This is a genomic window from Paraburkholderia dipogonis, from assembly GCF_042680985.1.
In the GTDB taxonomy this organism is placed as follows: Bacteria; Pseudomonadota; Gammaproteobacteria; order Burkholderiales; family Burkholderiaceae; genus Paraburkholderia; species Paraburkholderia phytofirmans.
Map to the genome: position 1 here is coordinate 153,960 of NZ_JBHUFR010000002.1, position 23,904 is coordinate 177,863.

The window sequence follows — 23,904 nt, forward strand, 5'->3', positions numbered from 1 at the left end:
ACATTCAGGAGATCCGCATCATGTCAGAGTCACGTCTTCTCGACGGCAAGGTCGCCGTCATTTCCGGCGGCGCGTCGCCGCGCGGCATCGGCATGGCGACCGCGCGCAAATTCGCCGCTCACGGCGCGCGCATCGCCATTTTCGATCTCGACGAAAAGGCCGCTGTGGAAGCCGCCGCGTCGATCGGGCCGGAGCATCGCGGTTATGTGTGCAATGTCACCGACCGCGGTGCATGTCAGGCGGCGGTGGAGCGCACCGTCGCCGATTTCGGTTCGATCGATATCCTGATCAATAACGCCGGCATCACCCAGGCGGCCAAATTCCTCGACATCGACCCGGAAAGCTGGGACCGCATTCTCGACGTCAATCTGCGCGGCGTGCTGTATCTGTCGCAAGCGGTCGTGCCGCAAATGAAGAAGCAGAAGAGCGGGTCGATTGGCTGCATGTCGTCGGTGTCGGCGCAGCGCGGCGGCGGCATTCTCGGCGGCCCGCATTATTCGGCGGCCAAAGCCGGCGTACTCGGTCTCGCCAAAGCAATGGCGCGCGAACTCGGCAACGACGGCATTCGCGTGAACTGCGTGACGCCGGGCCTGATCCAGACCGACATCAACGCCGGCAAGATCAGCGACGACAAGCGCGTCGAGATTCTTTCGGGCATTCCGCTGAATCGCCTGGGCGTGCCCGACGATGTGGCCGGCGCGTTCCTGTTCCTTGCGTCGGACCTGTCCTCGTATATCACCGGCGCGGTGATCGACGTGAACGGCGGCATGCTGATTCACGGCTGATTCAAGGCCGATCGTCCGGCAGGACGGGCTGCACGGCGGGAGGCCGGCGGCGATGGAAACCGCGCAGTAGAGAACAAACGGGCGCGGTGCGCGACACGTGCAGCCGCCTCGCTCGAGACTGTAGAAAAACATAACGACACGCCATATTGGAGGAAGACACCATGACTACCCGTTCGAACGCCCCGCAGGGCATCAGCCGCCGCAGCTTTCTGAAGGCCGGCGCGACCCTGTCCGCAGCCGTGCCGTTATGGAGCGTCTCGCGGCGCGCCATGGCGGCGCCCGAGTTCTCGTACAAGCTCGCCACCGGCCAGGACCCGACGCATCCGGTCAATATCCGCGCGCAGGAGGCGATCAATCACATTCGCGAAGCGACCAACGGCCGCCTCGACATCAAGCTGTTTCCGCAGAACCAGCTCGGCTCCGACACCGACCTGCTCTCGCAGGTCCGCAACGGCGGCGTGGAGTTCTTCAACCAGGCCTCGTCGATTCTCGCGACGCTCACGCCGGCCGCGGGCATCGTCAACACCGGCTTCGCGTTCAAGGACTACGACGCCGTGTGGAAAGCCATGGACGGCGATCTCGGCAATTACATTCGCGGGCAGATCGGCAAGTCCGGCCTCGTGTCGGTCAGCAAGGTGTGGGACAACGGCTTCCGGCAGATCAGCTCGTCCACACGCGCGCTGCGTGCGCCGGCCGATCTGAAGGGCTTCAAGATCCGCGTGCCGCAAGCGCCGATGCTGACCTCGCTGTTCAAGGCGCTCGACGCTGGCCCCGCGCCGATCAACTTCAACGAACTGTATTCGGCCTTGCAGACCGGCGTGGTGGAAGGCCAGGAAAATCCGCTGCCGATCATCGCCACGGCCAAGCTTTATGAAGTGCAAAAGTACATCAGCCTCACGTCGCACGTGTGGGACGGTTACTGGATTCTCGGCAACCGTGCCGCGTGGGAACGACTGCCGGCGGACATGCGCACCATCGTCACGCGCGAATTCGAAAAGGCCGCGATGCTGCAGCGCGCGGACATCGCGAAGCTGAGCAGTTCCCTGCGCGACGATCTGAAGGCCAAGGGCATTACTTTCATCGACGTGGATCGTGAGTCGTTCCGCGCCGCGCTGGCCAAGACGAGCTTCTACCACGACTGGAAGAGCAAATACGGCGACGAAGCCTGGGGTCTGCTGGAGAAGTCCGTCGGAAAACTGGGGTGATGCGATGATCTCGATCTCTTATTCACACGAGCGGCAGCACCGCTTCGCCTGCGCGCTCGATTCCGCGCTCGGGCATCTGGTGGAGATTCCGGCCGCCTTGCTCGTGCTGGCGGAAATCGTCGTGCTGCTGGCCGGCGTGACGAGCCGCTATATTCTGCACGCGCCGCTCGTCTGGTCCGACGAACTGGCCTCCATGCTGTTCCTCTGGCTCGCCATGCTCGGCGCCGTGATCGCCTTGCGGCGCGGCGAGCATATGCGGATGACCGCGCTCGTCGGCATGGCGCCACCCGGCGTGCGCGCGTTTCTCGACGTCGTGGCGATCGCCGCGCCGATCGCGTTTCTCGCGATGGTGATCGGGCCGGCCATCAGCTTCGCGCAGGACGAGTCGTTCATCACCACGCCCGCGCTCGAACTATCGAATTCGTGGCGCGCCGCCGCGTTGCCGATCGGTTCCGCGCTGATGCTGCTGGTCGCCGTAGTGCGGCTTGCGCGCATGGGCAACTGGCGTCTCGTGCTCGGCGCTGTCGCGACGGTCGGCGCGCTGGTCGGCATCTTCATCGCGTTGGGGCCGCTGTTGCGCGACCTCGGCAATATCAACCTGCTGATCTTCTTCGTTGGCCTCGTGGCGCTCGGCGTGCTGAGCGGCGTGCCCATCGCGTTCTCGTTCGGGCTCGCCACCTTCGGTTATCTCGCGCTGACCACGAACACGCCCATGCCGGTGGTGGTCGGCCGGATGGACGAAGGCATGTCGCATCTGATCCTGCTGTCCGTGCCGCTCTTCGTGTTCCTCGGCCAGTTGATCGAGATGACCGGCATGGCCGCGGCGATGATCGCGTTTCTCGCGAGCCTGCTGGGTCACGTGCGCGGCGGTCTTTCGTACGTGCTGGTCGGCGCCATGTATCTCGTCTCCGGTATCTCGGGATCGAAAGCCGCCGACATGGCCGCAGTCGCACCCGTGCTGTTTCCGGAGATGAAAGCGCGCGGCGCGAAACCCGGCGATCTGGTCGCGCTGCTCGCCGCGACCGGCGCGCAGACCGAGACGATTCCGCCAAGCCTCGTGCTGATCACGCTCGGCTCGGTGACCGGCGTGTCGATTTCCGCGCTCTTCACCGGCGGCATGCTGCCGGGCATCGTGCTGGCGATCACGCTGTGCATCGTCGTGCAGTGGCGCTATCGGCGCGAAGACATGTCGAGTGTCAAGCGCGCGTCGCGCAGCGAGATTCTGCGCAAGCTGGTGATCGCGTTTCCGGCGCTCGCGCTGCCGTTCGTGATTCGCGCGGCGGTGGTCGAAGGCATCGCGACGGCGACCGAAGTCTCGACCATCGGCATTGCGTATGCGGTGCTGGCCGGCTTGCTGATCTATCGCCGTTTCGAGTGGAAGCGGCTCAAGCCGATGCTGATCGATACCGCCACGCTGTCCGGCGCGATCCTGCTGATCATCGGCGCGGCCACCGCAATGGCGTGGGCGCTGACGCAATCGGGCTTCTCGGGCCAACTCGCGCAGACCCTGGGCGCTTTGCCTGGCGGCGCGGCGATGTTCATGGCGGCGTCGATCTGCATGTTCGTGATTCTCGGCAGCGTACTCGAAGGCATTCCGGCCATCGTGCTGTTCGGCCCGCTGATGTTTCCGATCGCGCGGGCCATGCATATCCACGACGTGCATTACGCCATGGTCGTGATCCTCTCGATGGGCGTGGGCCTGTTCGCGCCGCCGTTCGGCGTGGGCTACTACTCCGCTTGCGCGGTGAGCCGCATCCATCCGGATGAAGGCATGAAGCCGATTCTCGGCTACATCGCCGCGTTGATGGCCGGGTTGATCATCGTGGCCGCGGTGCCGTGGATTTCGACGGGCTTCCTGCATTGAGCCTTTGACCTCTCCTGAAGCGCGAGGCCAACGCCGTCATGCCTCGCGCGACGTTCTTCCGCCCGCTGCTTCGGGCCACGCCATTCGATCGATTCAATTTGTCTGATTGCCGCCGCTGCCCGTAAAAGCAGCGGCGTAGAGGAGCCTTTTGCCATGTCCACCACCGAAGCCCCGTCTGCCGCACTGAATGCTTCGCCTGCTTCGATCACGCCGCAGGTCCAGGTTGCGCAAAGCGCGCCCTTGCCTTTGGCCGACGCGATCCGCTTCCTTTCCATCGATGCGATTCTGCGCGCCGGCGAAGGCCATCAGGGCGTGCCGCTCGGCATGGCGGAAATCGCGACCGCGCTGTTCACGCGCCACCTGAAATTCAACCCCGCCGATCCGACCTGGCCCGATCGCGACCGCTTCGTGCTGTCCAATGGTCACGGCTCGCTGCTGCTGTACTCGCTGTTGTATCTCACCGGATATGACGCGATCGGGCTGGAACAGATCAAGACCTTTCGCGAGCTGGGCTCGCATTGCGCGGGGCATCCCGAGTACGAACCGGCGCACGGTATCGAGGCCACCACCGGCCCGCTCGGCCAGGGCATCGCCAACGCGCTCGGCATGGCGATCGCCGAAGCGTATCTCGCGGCGAAATTCGGCAGCGAGCTCGTCGACCACTATACGTATGCGTTCGTCGGCGATGGCTGTCTGCAGGAAGGCATCGGCCAGGAGATGATTTCGCTGGCCGGCCATCTGCAACTCGGCAAGCTGATTCTCTGCTGGGACGACAACCAGATTACCGACGACGGCAGCACTTCCCTCTCGATCAGTGAAGACGTCTGCGCGCGTTTTCGCGTTGGCGGCTGGCATGTCGTCGAGGTCGACGGGCACGATCTCGAAGCGGTATCGGCCGCACTGACGATCGCCCGCACGGACCCGCGCCCTTCGATGATCGCCTGCAAGACCGTGATTGGCCGCGGCATCGCGCGTCTGCAAGGACAGCGTGGCGGCCACAGCGGCAAGCTGTTCCAGACGGACGCCGACGCGGCCCGCGACGCACTCGGCTGGCTGCACGCCCCGTTCGAGATACCCGCGGAGATTCTCGGCGCATGGCGCGCGGCAGGACGGCGTAGCGATCCGCAGTACTACGCGTGGCACGAACGTCTCGCCGCGTTGCCCGCCGCTCAGCGCGACGAGTTCGAACGGGTCCAGTCCGGCTATCTGCCGCAAGGCTGGCGCGACGTGCTGGACGACTACCGCAAACGCGCCGTGGAGCGTGACGAGGCGCAGCCCGGCATTACCGTGTCGGGCGAGATCAGCGATCTGCTCGCGCCGCTGTTGCCGGAACGCATGGTGGGGTGTGCCGACCTCGAAGCGCCCACCGGCCACAAGCGTCAGTTGCATGCCTTTACTGCCGAGGACCGCAGCGGCGCCTACGTCCACTGCGGCGTGCGCGAACACGTGATGGGCTCGATGGCCAACGGCATGGCCGCGCATGGCGGCGTGATCGCGACCAGCGTCACGTATCTCGCGTTCTCCGACTACCAGCGTCCGGCCATGCGAATGGCGGCGCTAATGGGCCTGCCGGTGCACTACGTGTTCAGTCACGATTCTATCGGCGTCGGCAAAAATGGCCCGACGCATCAACCCGTCGAGATTCTCGCCTCGCTGCGCGCGATGCCGAACATGCGCGTGCTGCGCCCCGCCGATGCCGTCGAAGCCGCCGAGTGCTGGGCGCTCGCGCTCGAACATCGGCGCGGACCGAGCACGCTGGTGTTCGCCCGCCAGGCGCTGCCGTTGGTGCGCCGTGAATATAGCGCCGAGCCATTGTCGCAACGCGGCGCTTACGTACTCGAAGAAGCAGAAGGCGGCGCGCGCGTCGTGACGTTATTGGCGACCGGTTCCGAAGTCGCGCTGGCCGTAGCGGCGCGCCGTCAGTTGCAGGACGAAGGCATTGCGACGGCCGTGGTGTCCATGCCGTGCTGGGAGATTTTCGACGAACAGGACGACGCCTATCGCACAACCGTGCTTGGCGCGGGCACCGTGCGAGTCGGCGTGGAGGCGGCGTTGCGCTTCGGCTGGGATCGCTATCTCGGCGAGCGCGGCGGCTTTGTTGGGATGACGGGATACGGCGCGTCGGCTTCGGCGGAGACGCTGTACGAGCACTTCGGCATCACCGCGCAGCATATCGTCGCTGAAGCGAAGCGGCATCTGTAAATCATCGGGGACATGACCATGCATAAGATCGTTTTTCTGGACCGCTCGACCCTCGCGCCGCAGATCGTGTTGCGTGAACCGCGCTTCGAGCATCAGTTGATCGAGCACGACCGCACTACGCCGGAGCAAGTGATCGAGCGACTGGCCGGTGCCTCGATTGCGATTACCAACAAGGTGGCGCTGAGCGCCGAAGTGCTGGAGCAGTTGCCGCAGTTGAAGCTCGTCGCGGTGGCCGCGACCGGCACGGATTGCGTCGACAAGGCGGCGGCTCAGCGCCTCGGCATTGCGGTGAGCAATATTCGCGGCTACGCGATCAACACCGTGCCCGAGCATACCTTCGCGCTGATCCTCGCGCTGCGGCGCAATCTGGTGGCCTATTGCGACGACGTGCTCGCCGGCGAGTGGCAGAAGTCCGGGCAGTTCTGTTTCTTCACCCACGCGATTCACGATCTGGCCGGCGCGCGGCTCGGCATCATCGGAGAAGGGGTGCTGGGGCAGCGTGTGGCGGAACTCGGCAAAGCGTTCGGCATGCAGCCGATGTTCGCCGCGCACAAAGGACGCGAAGGTCTCGGCCCGCTATACACGCCATGGGACGAAGTGCTCGCGACGAGCGACATCATCACCGTCCACAGTCCGCTCACGCCGCAAACGCGCAATATGCTCGCCATGCCCGAGTTTCGCGCGATGAAGCGCCGGCCGTTGATCATCAACACGGCGCGCGGCGGACTCGTAGATGAAGCCGCGCTCGTGCAGGCGCTCGACGAAGGGCTGATCAGCGGCGCGGGTTTCGACGTGACCGCGGGCGAGCCGCCCGCCGACGATAACCCCTTGTTGCGTGCCGCCGGCCGGCCGAATGTGATTCTGACGCCGCATGTGGCGTGGGCGTCGGATGAAGCACAGCAGAGTCTCGCGAATCAGTTGATGGATAACATCGAGAACTTCGTCAACGATACGCCGATGAATCTGGTGAGCGGAGCGTATTGAGCTTGCCAGCCGCGCCGCCTGTAAATCGAGCGACGCGGCTTCCCGCCTTTACTCCGCTCAGGCTTGACGGAAAATCGGCGCGCCCCACGGTGCCCCGATCGTGCCGCCATCCACGACGATTTCCGCGCCCGTCATTCCCGATGCGTCGCTGGAAGCCAGGAACAGCACTGCTGCCGCGACTTCTTCCGGCGCGGCGAGGCGTGCCATCGGCACACGCGGCGCGAGCGCCTGTTCGGTTCCGTCGAGCGTCGCGCCCTCGCGCGCGCCACGCGTCCAGATCGGCGTGCGCGTGCCGCCGGGAATCACCGTATTCACGCGAATACCACGCTGCACCAACTCCGACGCGAAGACCTTCGCCATACCCGTGATGCCAGCCTTGGTTGCCGAATACGCCGACGAACCAGGCGAGCCGAGCTCACGCATCACCGAGCCGTTCAATACGACCGCGCCACCCGCGCTCATCAGCGGCAATGCGGCTTGCACCGTCAGAAACACTGCGGTCAGATTGGTGCGAAGAATGGCCTCGAACGCCGCGGCCGTCGTGCCGCCGAGCGGCGTCGGACCGGAGATGCCGGCGTTCGCGAACACGATGTCCAGCGAGCCGAATTTGCTCTTGATCTGTTCGAACAACGCGTCGATGTCCGCCTCGTTGTCCAGATTGGCCCGCACACCCAGTGCGTTTTCGCCGAGTTCCGACACGGCCTGATCCAGCTTCGCATTGTCGCGGCCGGTGATCACCACCTTTGCGCCTTCGGCGATCAGCAGCTTCGCCGTGACGAAACCAATCCCGCTATTCCCACCGGTAATCAACGCTGTCTTTCCTGAGAAACGCATCATCTCTCTCCTTGCTTGCGCCGCCAACGCACCGGAAGTCACGGCCGTGCGACGCCTGTAACGGTTAAGCGGCCAAACGGCGCCGCCGCGTAGGGACATCCGCGAAAGATGCCCTCACCCAACAATCTGCATGTTGATCATCATGCACATTTTCAGTATTATGCTCATCATGCAGATTGTCAAGAGGGGTGACGGAAATGGGCTACTCGCAGGCGCAAAAGGCAGAAAGCCGTCAACGCGTGCTGGAAACAGCGGCGTGGCAGATTAGGGAAGACGGTATCGAGGCGCTCGGCGTGGCGGACTGCATGCGGCGCGCCGGTCTCACGCATGGCGCGTTCTACGGCCACTTCGAGTCGCGTGACGCGTTGATCGTCGAGGCGTTGGAGTATGCCGTCGCGCTGAGCGAGAAACGGATCGCCGCCACGGTTGCGGCGGCAAATGCGAATGGGTCGGCGAAGAAAGAACCGTTGCGCGTGATCGCCGAAATGTTTCTCAGCGAGAAACACATCAAGGATCCAGGCAACGGTTGCGCGTTGTGCTCGCTTGCCGGCGAAGCGCGGCACGCGGCGCCGGCGGTTCGCGCGAGTTTGACGCAATACGTGCACAAGCTCGCATCGCGCATCGCGCAGACGTTGGCCGGCGACGGCGAAACCCTGGCGCTCGGCATTGTCGCGACCATCGTCGGCGCGGTGACGCTGGCGCGTGCCGTCGACGACCCTGAAACAGCCAGATCGATTCTGGCGGGCTCGCTGGATCTGATCGTGGCGCAAAGCGCCGACGCGTAGCTCGACGGAGCGGCGCCGGCATGAACCCGCGCCGCCCTTCGGTTGCTTTGACGCGCGCGGGGAACTACGAGGCGTGCGTCAGCCGTTCAATGATCGTCGTCGCGATCGGGACCGCACATGTGGTCCGAGTCGCCGTGGTCACGGCGGTGATCGCCGTGATGATCGTCGTCCACGCCGGGCAGTTTTTGCGCCACGTAACCCGGCAAGTCGCTCGGGTCCCAGGCAAAGGCGAAAAACTGATTCGGGTTCGCGATGCCGGCCGGGTGGTTGGTATCGGTGATCGTGCCTAAGAAGTCGTTGTCGTTGGCGACGAACAGCGTGTGCTTCTTCACACCGCCGACCACGACATCGGGACCGAATGCCAGACCCTCCAGCTTCGCCGGAATATCGTTCGCGTTGTAGCCGTGCGCGGTGAGCGTGGCGACCACATCCAGAAACAGCGCTTTCTGCACCGCATACGGCGCGAGGCCGGCCTCGCCGCTCGCGTTGCTCACGTCCTGAGCGCCGCTCAGGTCGATATGAAACACCTTCTTGAACACGGCCGTCGAGTTATCGCCCAGCCCCTGGCCGTCCCGTTCATCCATCAGCAATTCGTGATCGTTGACGGCCACCACGTCGCTAATGGTCGGATATTTGGGCTTGGCCGCGGTGCCGATGTTCGTCAGCGGATAGGCGAACTGGGCGGTCCTGCCGGTGCGCACGTCGATTCTGACGATACGCGTGTACGCGCCTTTCGTGCCGCCATCCTGGATCAGCGGGCTTTGCATCGCACCGAACAGCGTCTTGCCGTCCGGCGAGATCGCGAGGCCTTCCATGCCCTTGTTGGCGACGCGGCCCGAGGTGTTCTGCGAGATTTCGTCGTTGCCGATCGGGCTCAGCGTGGCAACCGCGAACGCGTCCGGCAGCTTGTACGTGTCGATCCGGCGGCCGCTGCGGCGATCGAAACGATACACGTAAGGGCCGTACTCGTCCGAGATGAAAACGCTCTCGCCGTCATTGCTCACGCGCACGCTCTCGGGATCGAAGCGCGCGTCGCGGTCGTCCGTCGAGAGGCGTGTCGGATCGAAGTTGTCCGAGCGGCCGGTGAAGTAGTTGGTGTGATTGCGGCGATTGAGCGCGGGCGCGCCGTTGGGCACGCCCGCGGCGGCGCCCGTGCCGTAGACCAGCTTATCGTTGGTGTGGAGCAGCGTCGTGGCGAGCAGGGCCGGCGTCATCGTGTACGGAAGCGAGGCGCCGGCCGCGCCGGGTTTCAGGCGCAGGCGCAGAGTCTGAAAACGGTTGATGTAAGAAGCGGTGTCGTCGATTGCCGGGTTGTACGACACGGCATTCGGGCCGCGGTCCGGCACGGCGACGAACGTATGGCATCCCGCGTAAGCGATGCCCGAACCCAGACCGCCGAGCAGATTGCCCGCCACGCCGTTCTCCAGCGGCGCCGCGGTTTCCTTCGATAAGTCACCGGTGAGACCGCTCAGTTGACCGACCGCGATGAGATCGATGCCGGCATGCGCGGCCGTTGCGAAGAAAAGCGATGAAGCGATCGCTGTCAGAGCAAAGATTCTTGAACGGGACACGGTGTCTCCTTGATTGGAATGCCTGTTTGTCGACGGATCGGGCGCGCGGCGTCGTGCGTGGGCGCTTTGGTCCGCGTGGAGGTGCGAAAGACGTGAAGGCGGGCCGGCCCGCGGCCCGTCGGCCGATTGAAGGCCGCCGGTAATACTGCGTGAGGTTCGTGACCGAATAATGACGTCGAGAACCAGCATTGAAGCAACGGCGGCAGTATTGCACTGCGCCAGAAAGGTCGATGCGTGCCCGCGCCTTACCCGATCGCCAATCCCGCATCCGCCAGCGAACGCTTCAGCCGCAGCTTCGGATAGGCCCGATCGACCGCGCGCACGTCCGCGCGCGTTTCCTCGATGATCCAGTCGCGCACGTCGGCCGCGGCCGGCCGCAACGCGCGGCTCTCCGGCCACACCAGACAGCAGCGCCGGTTCGTGACGATCAGTTCCTGTTCGGCCGGCTGAAGCGCGCCTTCCAGCAGCCAGTGCGACACCACGTTCAGCCAGCCGAGCGCGACGCCCTGGCCAAGCAGCGCGGCCTGCACGACGATCGCATAGTCGTTGAAGCTCAACATGCTGGCGGCGTGACGCCCGTGCGCCGCGAAAGCTTCAAAGCGGTCATGCCAGCCGCGTTCGCCGTCGTCCATGACGATCACCGTGTCGCCGTGCGCGCGCCCCGCCTCGGTGGCAGCGATCTCGTCATAGCGCCGGTTGCACACCGGCAGCAACGTCTCCGGCATGACCAGCACGCTGTTCTCGCCGATCTCGTCTTCACGCCGAAAGCGCATGCCGAGATCCACATCGACGAGCGGCCCGCCGATGCGCCCCGAGATCAGCTGGAACCGCAAGTCGACATTTGGAAACGCCTGATTCAGCCGGTTCATGCGCGGCATCAGCCAGTGCGTGGTGAAAGCCGTGGACACCGACAGCGTGACCGACTCCACGCCGGTGGCGCGCGCCTCGATCTCGCGGATCGCGCCTTCAATGCCGTTGAAGCCCTCGGAAATCTTCCGGTAAAGAATCTTGCCGTTCTCGGTGAGCTCGATACCGCCGCGCACGCGCTCGAACAGGCGCACGCCGAGATGGTCTTCCATGCGCGCCAGCATGCGGCTCACCGCGGGCTGGCTCACATATAACTCCTGCGCCGCGCGCGTGAAGTTGCCGCAGCGCGCGGCAGCTTCGAACACGAACAGCGCATTGGCGCTCGGCAGTTTTTTGCGGAGATTGGGCATGACCTGATGTTATGCCTTCTCCAACAATTTGGGAATTGCCGCCAAAAAGGGCGAAGCCTATATTTTCCCTAACGCAGGCTTCTACAGCGAGACAGGACGCAATGGACGCACGAGCGAAAACAGGTGTTTCGATCCGATCGGCAGCGAAACGTTATGGCCAGGTCGTGGCCCTCGACGACGTTTCACTCGACATCGCCCCCGGCGAATTCGTCTCGCTGCTCGGCCCTTCGGGCTCGGGCAAGACCACCCTCCTCGGCATTCTCGGCGGCTTCGTGCAGCCGAGTTCGGGCGCGGTGTGGGTCGGCGAACGCGACATTACATTTGCGCCGCCGCATAAACGCGACATCGGCATCGTGTTTCAGAACTACGCGCTGTTTCCGCACATGAGCGTGGGCGAGAACGTCGCGTTTCCGTTGCGCGCGCGCCGTCTGCCGAAAGGCACGTGGGCGAAGAAAGTCGCCGACGCGCTCGCCATGGTCGAACTCTCCGGCTACGAAAGCCGCGGCATCTCCCAGCTTTCCGGTGGCCAGCGCCAGCGCGTGGCGCTCGCCCGCGCGATGGTGTTCGAGCCGCAACTGATCCTGATGGACGAGCCGCTCTCCGCGCTCGACAAGCAACTGCGCGAAACCATGCAGATCGAACTGCGGCGGCTGCATCGCAAGCTCGGCGCGACGATCGTCTATGTGACGCACGATCAGCGCGAGGCGCTCACCATGAGCGACCGCGTGGCCGTACTGAAGAACGGCCGGCTGGTGCAGATCGACACGCCCGAGCGGCTCTACGACCGCCCGTGCGATGCGTTCGTGGCGAGCTTCATCGGCGAGGCGACGCTGCTCGACGTGACGCGCGCCGGCGACGACGCGGTGCGTCTCGGCGATACCGTGCTGCGCACCGCGCATCCGCTGCCGCATGGCAACAAACTGCTGCTCGCGGTGCAGACCGAAAAGCTCGTGATCGACGGCGGCGGTGACGGCAACGACCGCGTGAACCGCTTGTCGTGCCGCGTCACCGAAGTGCTGTACCAGGGCGAAAGTCTGCGCGTGTTCGCCGCGCTCGCCGACGGCACCGCCATCAGTCTGCGGCAACCCGGCGGCCACGACGCGCGCCGCCGCATTCCCGAGCCGGGCGCACACATGAGCGTGACGCTCGACCCGCAGGACACGATCGTCGTGCCCGCCTGATTTTCTCCGCCCACGCGTGGGGCACTCCCTCTCCGATTCACCGCACATTGCAAAAGGATGGTTTCATGAAGCTCACCGATTTCAAGGTCCTGACGTTCGACGTCGTCGGCACACTCATCGACTTCGAGCGCGGCGTGCTCGCCTCCGTGCGGCGCATTGGCGGCCCGAAAGCGAAGGACCTGACCGACGACCAGATCTTCGAACCGTACATGCGCGGCCGCGCCGCCTATCCGGGCCGTTCGAGCCACGAAATGGCGAACGTCTATCTGTCGCTCGCGAAAGAACTCGGTCTGCCCGACGACGCGCAATCCGCCGCCGCCTTCCAGCGCGACGTGCTCGAATGGCCGGCGTTCGCGGATTCGGTCGCGGCGCTCAAGCGTCTGCGCAAGCACTTCCGCCTGGTCGCGATGACCAACGCCGACCGCGTAGCGCTTTCGGCCTACGCGCACACGCTCGGCGATCCGTTCGACGATACCGTCTGCTGCGATGAAACGGGCGTCGCCAAACCGGACCCGCAATTCTTCGCGTACAACCGCGGCCGTCAGGCGGCGTTCGGCTACAAGTTCGGCGAAATCCTGCACACCGCGCAGAGCCAGTATCACGACATCGGCGTCGCCACGAAGCTCGGTTACGCGACCTGCTGGATCGAACGCCGGCAGAACGTGAAGGGCTTCGGCGCGACGCCCGTGCCGGAAACCGTGACCACGCCGACCTTCAAGTTCGCGACGCTCGGTGCGCTCGCGGACGCCGTCGAAGCCGAAGCACGCCTCGCCGCCTGAGCCGATGCTCGCGCCGATGAAACCGCACATGCCCGCGCCTGATTCGCTCTGGCGCGCGCTCCTCGCCGCATCGCCAGGCGCGGGTGCGGCGGTCAGCACCGGCGTGCCGCTCGCACGCGATCTCGACGTCGAGGTCGCCGTGATCGGCGCGGGCTACTCCGGTCTCGCCGCCGCGTATGCGCTGCAAAACCGCGGCGTCGACTGCGTGGTGCTCGATGCGAATCCGGTCGGCTGGGGTGCGAGCGGGCGCAATGGCGGCGTGGTGTCGTCGAAGTTCAGATTGTCGTTTCCGACCATCGACAAGCTGCACGGCCCCGATACCGCGAAACGCATGCATCGACTCGCGCATGAAGGTGTGCGCGTTGTCGAAACGCTGGTCGATGAATTCCGGCTGGCGAGCGCCCGCTTCGAACATACCGGCAGTTTGCGTTGCGCTCACACCGAGGCCGCTTTCGGCGCGATTCGCGCTGAGGCCGACTGGGTTCGCGCGAATCTCGGCGATACCTCGATGACCGTGCAATCGCGTGCCGAGATCGAGCACGAGACGGGTTCGAAAGGTTTCGTCGGCGGCGTGCTGAGCGCGGACGCCGGCACCATTCTGCCGCTCGAATACGTGCGCGGACTCGCGCGCGGACTCACGCTGCGCGGCGTGCCGATTTACGAATCGACGCCCGTGCAGCAGATGCAACGCGCGCCCGGCGAGAACCGCGTCACGCTGCACACGCCCGGCGGCACAGTGCGCGCGAAGCAGGTCATCGTCGCGACCAATGCGTATTCCGATCTCACGGCGGCGACCTCGGCGTATCAGCGCGAACTCGTGCCGTTTCGCAGCGCGATGATCGCCACCGAGCGCCTGCCCGCCGACCTCGATGCGCTTCTGATGGTCGAGCGCCGCAGCTACACGGAAACGCGGCGCATGATGAAGTGGTTCCGTAAAGTGGACGGCCGCATGCTGTTCGGCGGCCGCGACGCGTTCGGCAAGGAAGGACAAACCACCGGCTTCGACGCGTTGCAACGCGCGATGGTCGCGCTCTTTCCCGATCTCGCGGATGTGAAGGTGGACTACCGCTGGTCGGGTTATGTGGGCATGACGTTCAATTCGCTGCCGCATGTCGGACGCAGCGACGAAGCCACGACCTTTTGTCTGGGGTATAACGGAGCAGGCGTCGCGATGGCGAGTCTGCTCGGCCAGCATGCCGCCGCGCTCGCGCTCGGCGAAACGCCCGAGCTTTCGCTGCTCGGCGCGCCCGGCCTGCGGCCCGTGCCCTTTCATTCGCTGCGCGCGCCGGGTGTGAGACTCGTCGCGGCGTGGTATCAGTTTCTCGACGCCGTAGGTGCATGATGACAACCGCCAAACGGATGCTCCAGGGAACCACCTTGATGCAGGCCACCGAGTCCGATCCCGCCGCGCGCTATCAGCGCCGCGAAGATCGCACCATGCTTCTCCTGATGACGCCCGCGCTCCTCGTGATCGTGGTGCTGCTGGTCGTGCCGCTCGCGTGGCTGTCGTGGCAGTCCATCTATCACGATGGCTTCACGCTCGAAAACTATCGGCGCATGTTCACCGGCGCTTACCTCGAAACGTTTCTGCTGACGTTCAAGCTGAGCATTGTCGTGACCGTCATCACGCTGCTGCTCGGCTATCCGGTGGCCTACTTCGCCGCCTCGCTGCCGCCGAAGCTGAGCGCGCTCGTGCTCGGCATGGTGATTCTGCCGTTCTGGACCAGCGTGCTGGTGCGCACCTACGCGTGGCTCGTGCTGCTGCAGCGCACGGGACTGGTCAACAAGGCGCTGATCGCCTCGGGGTTGGTCGACCGGCCGGTGCAGCTCGCCTATAACCAGTTCGGCACGGTCATCGCAATGGTGCATATCCTGCTGCCGTTCATGGTGCTGCCGCTCTATTCGGCGATGCAGAAAATCCCGTCGAATCTTTCGCAAGCCGGCGCGAGTCTCGGCGGCTCGCCGCTGCATGTGTTCCTGCGCGTGTTCCTGCCGCTGTCGTTGAGCGGCGTGTTCGCCGGCGTCACGCTCGTGTTCGTGTTGTGCCTCGGCTTCTACATCACGCCTGAACTGATGGGCGGCGGCAAGTCGATCATGGTGTCGATGGTGGTGAGCCGCAACGTCGAGATCTACAACAGTTGGGGCGCGGCGAGCGCGGTGAGCGTCGTGCTGCTGATCTGCGTGTTCGCGATTTTCTACGCCGCGAGCCGCGTGGTGCCACTCGAAAAGACCTTGGGCGCGAAATGAACAAACTCCCGTTCGGACGGATCGTCCTCGGCGCGAGCGTCGTGCTGATTCTGCTGTTCCTGATGGTGCCGGTACTGATCGTGGTGCCGCTGTCGTTCTCCGACACGCGCTTCATGACCTTCCCGCCGCCGGCCTACTCGCTGCGCTGGTATCACTCGTTCTTCGACAACCCCGCATGGATCGACGCCGCGCGCACCACACTGACCGCTTCGATTTGCGCCGCGCTGATCGCCACGCCGCTCGGCGTGGCCGCCGCCTACGCGATCCAGAACGGCACGCACTGGATCATGCGCTATCTGCGCACGCTGCTGATGCTGCCGTTGATGGTGCCGATCATCATCGTCGCAGTGGGCGTGTTCTTCGTGTACTCGCAGGCGGGCTACGTGAATACGCTCGGCGGTCTGATTCTCGCCGATACGATGCTCGGGCTGCCGTACGTGCTGATTTCGGTCGGCGCCGATCTGCGCACCTTCGACCGCACGCAGGAGATGGTCGCGCGCAGCCTCGGCATGAATCGCTTTCGCAGCTTCATGACGGTGACGCTGCCGCAAATCAAGGCGAGCGTGATTTCGGGCGCGGTGTTCGTGTTCATTCAGGCGCTCGACGAAACGGTGGTCGCGCTCTTCGTGTCGGGCGGTTCGAACCAGACGCTGACGCGCCGCATGTTCGTGACGCTGCGCGACGAGATCGATCCGACCATCGCCGCGATCAGCACGATGCTGACCGCGCTCACGCTATGCCTTGTGATGATCGTCGTGGTGAGCCGCCGCTCGGGCGCGGCGCGCGCCTAACCTCTTTCTGAAGATAGCCAATACATGGTCGATGCACTGAAGTTCTATATCGATGGCGCTTGGGTCGAGCCGTCTACCAATGCACGCCGTGCCGTGGTCGATCCCTGCACCGAGCAACCCATCGTCGAAGTGGCGATGGGCACGCCCGCTGACGCCGATCGCGCGGTAGCCGCCGCGAAGCGCGCGTTCACGTCGTTCTCGCAGACCACGCCGGCCGAGCGCCTCGCATTGATCCGCCGCATTCTCGAAGTATTTCTCGAACGTCACGACGAAATGGGCGACACGATCTCGCGCGAACTCGGCGCCCCGCGCGCAATGGCGCGTGCGTGGCAAGCGGGGATCGGGCGGCGGCATCTCGAAGAATTGATCCGCACGTGCGAAACGTTCGCGTGGCAGCGCAGGAAGGGCACCACGCTCGTCAATCACGAACCGGTCGGTGTGGTCGCGCTGATCACGCCGTGGAACTGGCCGATCAACCAGATCGTCTGCAAGGCCGCGCCCGCCATTGCGGCCGGTTGCACGATGGTGCTCAAGCCGAGCGAAGTCACTCCGCTCAATGCCTTGCTGTTCGCGGAGATACTCGACGCGGCGGGCGTGCCGCCGGGCGTCTTCAATCTCGTCAACGGCGACGGGCCGACTGTCGGCGCGGCGCTCGCGGCGCATCCCGATGTCGATATGGTGTCGTTCACCGGTTCGACACGCGCGGGCGTCGAGATAGCGAAGCTCGCGGCGCCGACCGTGAAGCGCGTGCATCAGGAACTGGGCGGCAAGTCCGCGAACATTCTGCTGGACGACGTCGATTTCGAAGCCGCCGTCACAGCTGGCGTCAATTCGTGCTTTAACAATAGCGGCCAGTCGTGCAATGCGCCGACACGCATGCTCGTGCCCGCGGCGCGCCACGACGAAGCAGTGGCGATAGCGCGACGCGCGGCGCAGGCGCAACGCGTCGGACCCGCCGATCACGAGCGCACGACCATGGGTCCGGTGGTCAGCAGCGTGCAGTTCGAGCGTGTGGAGCGGCTCATTGCGGCAGGCATCGACGAAGGCGCGCAACTGGTGGCTGGTGGCCTCGGGCGCCCGACGGGTCTTGAACGCGGCTATTACGTGCAACCGACGGTCTTCGCGGATGTGCGCCCTTCCATGACGATCGCGCGCGAAGAGATCTTCGGCCCGGTGCTCGCGATCATGCCGTATCGCGATGAGGAAGAAGCGATTGCGATCGCCAACGACAGTCCCTTCGGGCTCGCGGCTTATGTTCAATCCGCCGATCTGGAGCGCGCGCGGCGCGTGGCGTTCAGACTTCGTGCGGGCAGCGTGTATCTGAACTATCCGTCGTGGGATGCGGGCTCGCCGTTCGGCGGGTACAAGCAGTCGGGCAATGGACGTGAATACGCTGAGTGGGGGCTCGAGGCGTTTCTCGAGGTGAAGGGTATTGTCGGGTTTGGCGAGTGAGCGAGCTTTGGCCTTCTTGCGCCTGGTCGGACCGTTCATCGCTTGATACTTGACGCCTGCCGGGCCGCCGCGTTTCAGCACGTCGGCCCTTCTTCGCATTCACACACGCCCGCGCAACATATCCGCAATGCGCTCCGCGATCATGATGGTCGGCACATTCGTGTTCGCGCACGGTATCGACGGCATGAGCGACGCATCGCAGACGTAAAGTCCGCTGACGCCATACACCGCGCCGCGCGCGTCGCAGACTGCGAGCGCGTCGTCGGCGGCGCCCATGCGGCAGGTTCCCGACGGATGCCAGGTGCCGCCGACCGAACGCGTGACGAACCGCGTCAACGCATGGTCGTCGGCGAGCAATGCGTTTAGCGTCACGCCTTGCGTGATCACGCTGCGCACCAGCCACGCGCGTAATGGTCCGGCAATGTCCAGCAGCGCGCTCAGCAACCCGCGCTGCAACGCGTTCCACGCGCCCGGCACGGCCACGCTCGCGACGCGCGGTGAATAGCTCGACGGCAGCAGCGTGGCGCAGTGCTTCGCCATCATCGGATCGGCGAGCGTACGGGCGCCGAAGCACAGCGCGAGCTTCAGCCGCGCGAGATCGCGCGCGTCGGAGAGCATGTTGAAGTCGACGATGGGTTCGTCCTGCGGATCGGCCGATGCGAGCCTCACGCGGCCGCGCGAGTACGACTTGTTCACCCAGAAGAAGATCGTGCCGAGCCGGTGGCCGACCGAATGCCAACCCGAACGCGACAGGATCGCACCGTGCATGTCGCCGGGCACCGCCCCGCTCACGCCCGACGAGAAGCGCACGATCGCCTGCTCGTGATGCTCGTCCGGATATAACGTGCGAGCGGCGCGCGGCAGAAACGCCGACACGGCAATCGACGGATGCTCCATCAGATTGCCGCCGACACCGCGTCGATCCGCCACCACCTCGATACCGTGCGCGGCGAGCTCGGCTGCCGGGCCGATACCGCTTCGCATCAGCAGCGCCGGGCTGTGGATCGCGCCCGAGCAGACGATCACGTGTTTGGCGCGCAATGCTTCGCTCGCGCCGTCCTGGCCGACGACCCGCGCGCCAATCGCGAGCTTGCCGTCGAACAGCACGCGCTCGACGAGCGTGTGCGTGCGGATCGTCAGATTCGGGCGCGCACGCACGGTGTCGTCGAGATAGCAGACCGAAGTCGGGATGCGTTCGCCCGCTGCGCTCACCGCGATCGAGCCGATGAACGTGCCGTCCTGCCACTCGCCGTTCTGGTCGTCACGCCGCGGATGGCCGCGTGCGTCGAGTGTGGCGAGCACCGCGCGCACGAATGGCGAGAGACGCGCCCACGGCGCGCGCTCGATGCGAATCGGCCCGCTCTTGCCATGCAGCGCGCCGTCGAAGTCGCAATCCGTTTCTAGCTTGCGGAAATACGGCAGGCAGGCGCTCCAATTCCAGCCGTGCGCGCCGACTGCGTGCCATTCGTCGTAGTCGGCCGGGGCGCCGCGATTCGCCATCAGCGCATTGATCGCCGAACCGCCGCCGAGCAGGCGCGCCTGTTCATAACGGCGCGTCGCGGCCGAGGCGCTCATGCGCGCCTTCAGGCGCTGCCAGATGTTCGCGGTGTCGAGATAGGCGCGCCCGGGATAGCGGCTGCGCACTGCCGCCGGCATATCCGTTCGCGAGATATTGCGGCCGGCCTCGATGAGGCAGACGGTCTTGCCGGCGTCTTCCGAGAGGCGCGCAGCAAGCACGCAGCCGGCCGAGCCGCCGCCGAGAATCAGATAGTCGATCACGTTCGATGAATGCGCAGACGATGAGCCGGGCGGGAGGCGCGGGAGGCGCGCAGCGTTGCGCGCGGGATTCGACGCGTTGGCGTTCAACGGCCTCGACTCGCGCGCGCAAGATGATGCCGCTTACTGCATGAACTTGAGCCAGCGCGCCTTCGCCTGGACGCCCGCGTCCGACGCCCACCATTCTTCCGACATCAATGCCTGTTTCGACGCATTTTCCGGCGAGCTCGGCAATTCGCTTGCGCGCTTCGCGTCGATCTTGCCCGTCTTGAATGCCGCCGGATTGCCCGGACCGTAGTCGATATAAAGCGGCAAGTTGGCTTGCAATTCCGGCGAGACCGCGGCGTTGATGAACTTGATCGCCTCAGGCAGGTTCGGCGCATTCTTCAGCACGCAGAGTTGCGTGTCCTGCAGAATGCCGTCGTTGAAGGTGAAGTCGACATCGGGATTGTCCTTGCGCACCGCGCTCGCGCGGCCGTTCCAGATCATCGTCATATCCACTTCGCCGTCGTGCAGCAATTGCGCCGACTGGCCGCCCGAGGTCCACCACACGGTCACGTCCGGCTTGATCTGCTGCAGCTTCTTGAACGCGCGATCGACATCGAGCGGATAGAGTTTGTCGCGCGGCACACCGTCGGCGAGCAGCGCGGCTTCGAGTACGGTCTGCGGATCGTTGCGCAATGCGCGCGTGCCGGGGAATGCCTTCACGTTCCAGAAATCGGCCCAGTTCTGCGGCACTTTCTTCAACGACTTCTTGTTGTAGCCGATCACCGTCGAATAGAACTCGTACGCGACCGAGTATGGGGTGCGGTATTTCTCCGGCATGGCCGCCGCATTCGGAATCTTCGAGAAGTCGAGCTTTTCCAGCAGACCTTCCTTGCCGCCGCGCAGGCAGTTGGACGTAGGCGTGTCGACCACGTCCCAGATCGGTTTGCCGGTCGCGGCCTGGGCTTTGATCTGCGGCCACGCGTCCGGAATGCTGTCCTGGTTCACGGTGATGTTGAGCAGCTTTGCAGCCGGGTCGAGAATCGCCTTCGTCTGCGCTTCCTGATAGGTCCCGCCCTGCGAGACGAAGGTGATCTTGCCGGCGGCGGCAAACGCGGGCGTCAAACACGCGGGCGCGAGATTCGCGACACCGAGGATCAGAACTACGGCAAGCGGGCGCAACATGGGCTTCTTGATCACGACGGGGTCCTCGAGACGGTTGAGCGAACAGATCGTCGATGTCATGCATCGTTGAGCCCAATATAGTGAGTCTATTTATCCTCCACAACGCCGGAATTGTTTGAGTGCCCATGACGTCACGTTATGACCCGGCAAAACCCTGATCTGCTGTGAAAACTCCGGGTGCGTAAGCGCGAAGCGCGCGCGGCCGGCTGATGCCAGGTTATCGGCGCTCACGCGTCATGCCGTCGCGATGCGAATATCGGAAACGGCGCGCACGTCGATCCGGCGCGGCAGAATTGCGTCGCGGCTGGCGCTGACGGCGACCTTCTCCAGCGCGCTGATATCCGCCTCGTTGACGAAGTGCTATTTCAGCGACGCGCGTTGCGTAATGCGCTTGCATTTAATGACTTCTGCGTTCGAAACGCGGAGAGCCGGCGGCTAGCTGATGATAATCGAGCCGCCTACGTGGGGTGTCAAAACCGTGTCAAAACGAGTGGAGAAAACCGCATAAATCGCATTGCAAAACGCCGCGCAAAATGTTTTTTGGCGGTCGATTATCATGATTCGATCACCTCACTCGAACGACTCGGTGTTGGATATGACGAATACAGGCAAGGCGTTGATAATCGCGCTGGTTCTGGTGGACGTGGGATTCATCGCTTACCAGCTTCTCCCTAAAAGCAACCGCTCCGAGGCGGCGCCGGACGCGGTAACGGCCAATTCCATCACGACGGCGCCGGTCGCTCCGCGCGTCGACGGCACGCATGTGAGCGCAGGCAACGTGGTTCCCACTTCGCCGTCCGCGAACAGTACGGGCGCACCGCTGGCTTCTCAATCGGGCGCGGTCGCGAACGGTACTCAGCCGCAGGCATCGCGGCATAAACAGCCGGGCCGCGCGCCTGCACCGGCGCAAGCGCGCGAGTCCGTCGCGGCAAAGGCAAACACCGCGCAGCCGATTGAACGCGCGCGAGGCGATTTGACCCGGCATGGTTCGAATGCCGTCGCGGCGGCCATGACTGAACAGCTCGTCAGGGAATCCTCGAAACCCGATCCATCATTGCCGATGCCACCGTCGACGCAGACCGCGCCGGCCAGCCAGGACCACCGCGGTTCGAACCCCGTCGCGGCCGCGATGACGCAGGAACTGGTGAGGGAATCGGTACGGGTCGGTCCGGCTTCCCAGGCACCGGCGCCGAGTGGCACGCAGTAATGTTGCAGTCCGAACTAATTGAATGACGGCTTGCCTTCGATCGATAGGCGATCTAACCAGCTACGCAGTGGCATGGCTGTCATGTGCATCTCAGACACTGCAACTCGCTGCCATCGACCAAATTACCGAAAATATGCGCGTGTTGCCGCATACGCTTCTTCGCAGACTCGAAGCTGAAAGCAGGCTGTATTGCAGTTAGCGAGTCTCGCTCTCCGCACATTGCCGGTAGCCGCGCGACGACTTGGCTATCGCGCACAATGTGCACTACGATTGCTTCTGCGCGTTAGGCCCGTCGGCTTCGCCGCACGGCGACCGTACGCGATACAACAAGGAGACATCGGATGAGCGAGCAATATGGGTCGTTTTGCCCGTGCTGCGGCAGCGCCGAGCATCGGGCAATGAGTCGCCGCACTTTCTTGAGCCTCGTCGCAGGCACGGCCGCCGGCCTCGCGATACCACCGGCCTTCGCGGACTCACCCACGGTTCCCTCGATTGCTTACGACTCGATTCCCAGTCCCGTTCATTTGCCCAAAGACGTGTATTTCGGCGAGTGCTCCGGTGTTTCACTCAATTCGCACGGACATATCTTCGTGCTGTCGCGCGGCAATTCGACCGGTCCGGCGTACGGCGCGGCGGCGGCACAACTTCTCGAGTTCGCGCCCGATGGACGCTTCGTGCGCGAGATCGGACACAACCTGTATGCATGGTCGTTCGCGCACACGGTCAAGATCGACCGGCAGGACAACATCTGGGTGACGGACAAAGGCTCCGACATGGTGATCAAGTTCACACCGGACGGTCGCGTCGCCATGGTGTTCGGCCGCAAGCAGGAAGCCGCCGACGAAGAAACCGGTCCGCTGAAACACCCTAACCCGCCGCTGCCCGCCGAGCCCGGACGCTTTCGCCAGGTCACGGACGTGGCATGGGACGTCGCGGGCAACACGTACATCAGCGACGGCTATATCAACTCGCGCGTGGCGAAAGTCGACCGCGACGGCAACTGGATCAAGTCATGGGGCGAGCGCGGCACGGGGCCGGGACAATTTCATACGCCGCATAGCATCGCGCTCGACGCGCACGACAACGTCTATGTCGCGGACCGCAGTAACCGGCGCATTCAGGTGTTCGACACCGAAGGCACGTTCCTGCGGCAATTCACGATCGACGTGCCGGTGCCGCCGGACGCGCGTCCGGCGATCGGCAACATGCCGGACGAAGCGGCCATCGCGGCCGGCACATTCGCGCCCGGTTCCCCGTGGGCGATCTGCATCTCGCCCGGACCGAACCAGGTGCTTTATAGCGCCGACGCTTTCCCGGGCCGCATCTACAAGATGACGCTCGACGGCAAGGTGCTCGGCGTACTCGGCAAGGCCGGCAAGCAACCGAAGCAGTTTGGCTGGATTCATCAGATGGCGTGTCCGTCGGAGAACGTGCTGTTCGTCGCTGAACTGCTGAACTGGCGCGTGCAAAAACTGGAACTCCACGCTTGACGCACGCTGTCGTCGCGCGGGTTCGTTCGTTGACCGACGACTTTTCGGAAAGCAAATAGATTGAATGCGGCTGCGATCGGAAATCGCGGCGCGTGCCCGGCGTGCTCGCCTGCGGCGCCTTTTGGCTGTCCCCGGTCAAACGCGTCACGCCCACCATCGGCGAGGGCAGCACGGCAACTGTGTTCGCCCCCGATATTTGCAGCAAAACGCCCGCCGGCGCCGGCTCACACCGCGAAGCTCACGCCCGCGCGCAAAAGCGCGCCGGACGCTGGACGGCGGCGCCGTGAACGCCTATTCTTCAGCGGAATACGTCGACTTTCCGATTACCGAAGATTGACTAAAAAACAGGCTTCTATTCGCCCGA

19 protein-coding genes and 1 pseudogene are annotated in these 23,904 nt (G+C 64.5%); 14 read left to right on the forward strand and 6 right to left on the reverse strand.

Features of this window, described 5'->3' with window-relative positions:
- Positions 1–20 precede the first annotated feature (20 nt).
- The 5 genes from ACFSNN_RS02750 to ACFSNN_RS02770 all read left to right on the forward strand — a co-directional run bounded on the left by ACFSNN_RS02750 (position 21) and on the right by ACFSNN_RS02770 (position 7,040).
- Complete coding sequence (locus ACFSNN_RS02750) at positions 21–785, forward strand: SDR family NAD(P)-dependent oxidoreductase (RefSeq protein ID WP_012427977.1); 765 nt, start codon at positions 21–23, stop codon at positions 783–785.
- Positions 786–946: 161 nt separating this feature from the next.
- Entirely contained in the window at positions 947–1,990 is a 1,044-nt protein-coding gene (locus tag ACFSNN_RS02755; RefSeq protein ID WP_134463151.1) for a TRAP transporter substrate-binding protein, read from the forward strand.
- Between the two features lie 4 nt (positions 1,991–1,994).
- Positions 1,995–3,854, forward strand: a complete 1,860-nt coding sequence (locus ACFSNN_RS02760; protein WP_134463149.1) for a TRAP transporter large permease — start codon at positions 1,995–1,997, stop codon at positions 3,852–3,854.
- 153 nt (positions 3,855–4,007) lie between these two features.
- On the forward strand, positions 4,008–6,056 hold the full coding sequence (gene tkt / locus ACFSNN_RS02765; protein WP_244322947.1) for a transketolase: 2,049 nt from the start codon (positions 4,008–4,010) through the stop codon (positions 6,054–6,056).
- A gap of 18 nt (positions 6,057–6,074) precedes the next feature.
- Positions 6,075–7,040: a D-2-hydroxyacid dehydrogenase gene (locus tag ACFSNN_RS02770; RefSeq protein WP_134463147.1), complete on the forward strand. Its 966-nt coding sequence runs from the start codon at positions 6,075–6,077 to the stop codon at positions 7,038–7,040.
- Positions 7,041–7,097: 57 nt separating this feature from the next.
- On the opposite strand, the gene ACFSNN_RS02775 is transcribed toward ACFSNN_RS02770, so the two are convergent.
- Positions 7,098–7,874, reverse strand: a complete 777-nt coding sequence (locus tag ACFSNN_RS02775) for an SDR family NAD(P)-dependent oxidoreductase (protein ID WP_134465577.1) — start codon at positions 7,872–7,874, stop codon at positions 7,098–7,100.
- A gap of 197 nt (positions 7,875–8,071) precedes the next feature.
- On the opposite strand from ACFSNN_RS02775, the gene ACFSNN_RS02780 reads away from it, so the two are divergent.
- Complete coding sequence (locus ACFSNN_RS02780) at positions 8,072–8,659, forward strand: TetR/AcrR family transcriptional regulator (RefSeq protein ID WP_134463145.1); 588 nt, start codon at positions 8,072–8,074, stop codon at positions 8,657–8,659.
- 86 nt (positions 8,660–8,745) lie between these two features.
- Here ACFSNN_RS02780 and ACFSNN_RS02785 read toward each other — a convergent pair whose 3' ends face one another.
- The gene (locus ACFSNN_RS02785; protein WP_134463143.1) at positions 8,746–10,230 is read right to left on the reverse strand and encodes an esterase-like activity of phytase family protein; all 1,485 of its coding nucleotides are present in this window, start codon (positions 10,228–10,230) and stop codon (positions 8,746–8,748) included.
- Positions 10,231–10,475: 245 nt separating this feature from the next.
- A complete protein-coding gene (locus tag ACFSNN_RS02790; RefSeq protein ID WP_134463141.1) occupies positions 10,476–11,447 on the reverse strand; it encodes a LysR substrate-binding domain-containing protein in 972 nt (323 codons plus the stop codon).
- Between the two features lie 101 nt (positions 11,448–11,548).
- Here ACFSNN_RS02790 and ACFSNN_RS02795 point away from each other — a divergent pair, with 101 nt between their 5' ends.
- The 6 genes from ACFSNN_RS02795 (at position 11,549) to ACFSNN_RS02820 (ending at position 17,897) form a co-directional block, all read left to right on the forward strand.
- Entirely contained in the window at positions 11,549–12,628 is a 1,080-nt protein-coding gene (locus ACFSNN_RS02795; protein WP_134463139.1) for an ABC transporter ATP-binding protein, read from the forward strand.
- Between the two features lie 65 nt (positions 12,629–12,693).
- Positions 12,694–13,407 (forward strand): HAD-IA family hydrolase, encoded by a 714-nt coding sequence (locus ACFSNN_RS02800; RefSeq protein WP_134463137.1) that lies wholly within the window; start codon positions 12,694–12,696, stop codon positions 13,405–13,407.
- A 4-nt stretch (positions 13,408–13,411) separates the two neighbouring features.
- A complete protein-coding gene (locus tag ACFSNN_RS02805) occupies positions 13,412–14,749 on the forward strand; it encodes an NAD(P)/FAD-dependent oxidoreductase (protein WP_134465576.1) in 1,338 nt (445 codons plus the stop codon).
- Positions 14,746–15,654, forward strand: a complete 909-nt coding sequence (locus ACFSNN_RS02810) for an ABC transporter permease (protein WP_106312608.1) — start codon at positions 14,746–14,748, stop codon at positions 15,652–15,654. The genes ACFSNN_RS02805 and ACFSNN_RS02810 overlap by 4 nt, the downstream gene beginning before the upstream one ends.
- Positions 15,651–16,445: an ABC transporter permease gene (locus ACFSNN_RS02815; RefSeq protein ID WP_012427990.1), complete on the forward strand. Its 795-nt coding sequence runs from the start codon at positions 15,651–15,653 to the stop codon at positions 16,443–16,445. Before ACFSNN_RS02810 ends, ACFSNN_RS02815 begins: the two co-directional genes overlap by 4 nt.
- A gap of 24 nt (positions 16,446–16,469) precedes the next feature.
- The gene (locus tag ACFSNN_RS02820; protein ID WP_134463135.1) at positions 16,470–17,897 is read left to right on the forward strand and encodes an aldehyde dehydrogenase family protein; all 1,428 of its coding nucleotides are present in this window, start codon (positions 16,470–16,472) and stop codon (positions 17,895–17,897) included.
- 99 nt (positions 17,898–17,996) lie between these two features.
- On the opposite strand, the gene ACFSNN_RS02825 is transcribed toward ACFSNN_RS02820, so the two are convergent.
- The 3 genes and pseudogenes from ACFSNN_RS02825 to ACFSNN_RS02835 all read right to left on the reverse strand — a co-directional run.
- Entirely contained in the window at positions 17,997–19,676 is a 1,680-nt protein-coding gene (locus tag ACFSNN_RS02825; protein WP_134463133.1) for a GMC family oxidoreductase, read from the reverse strand.
- 120 nt (positions 19,677–19,796) lie between these two features.
- On the reverse strand, positions 19,797–20,843 hold the full coding sequence (locus ACFSNN_RS02830; RefSeq protein ID WP_134465575.1) for an ABC transporter substrate-binding protein: 1,047 nt from the start codon (positions 20,841–20,843) through the stop codon (positions 19,797–19,799).
- Positions 20,844–21,077: 234 nt separating this feature from the next.
- Positions 21,078–21,236 (reverse strand): annotated as a pseudogene (locus ACFSNN_RS02835) (ABC transporter substrate-binding protein); the annotation flags it as partial.
- 121 nt (positions 21,237–21,357) lie between these two features.
- Here ACFSNN_RS02835 and ACFSNN_RS02840 point away from each other — a divergent pair.
- Together ACFSNN_RS02840 and ACFSNN_RS02845 are read left to right on the forward strand one after the other, a co-directional pair.
- On the forward strand, positions 21,358–22,050 hold the full coding sequence (locus ACFSNN_RS02840) for a hypothetical protein (RefSeq protein ID WP_377747442.1): 693 nt from the start codon (positions 21,358–21,360) through the stop codon (positions 22,048–22,050).
- 341 nt (positions 22,051–22,391) lie between these two features.
- Complete coding sequence (locus tag ACFSNN_RS02845) at positions 22,392–23,540, forward strand: peptidyl-alpha-hydroxyglycine alpha-amidating lyase family protein (protein ID WP_134463129.1); 1,149 nt, start codon at positions 22,392–22,394, stop codon at positions 23,538–23,540.
- Positions 23,541–23,904: the final 364 nt, after the last annotated feature.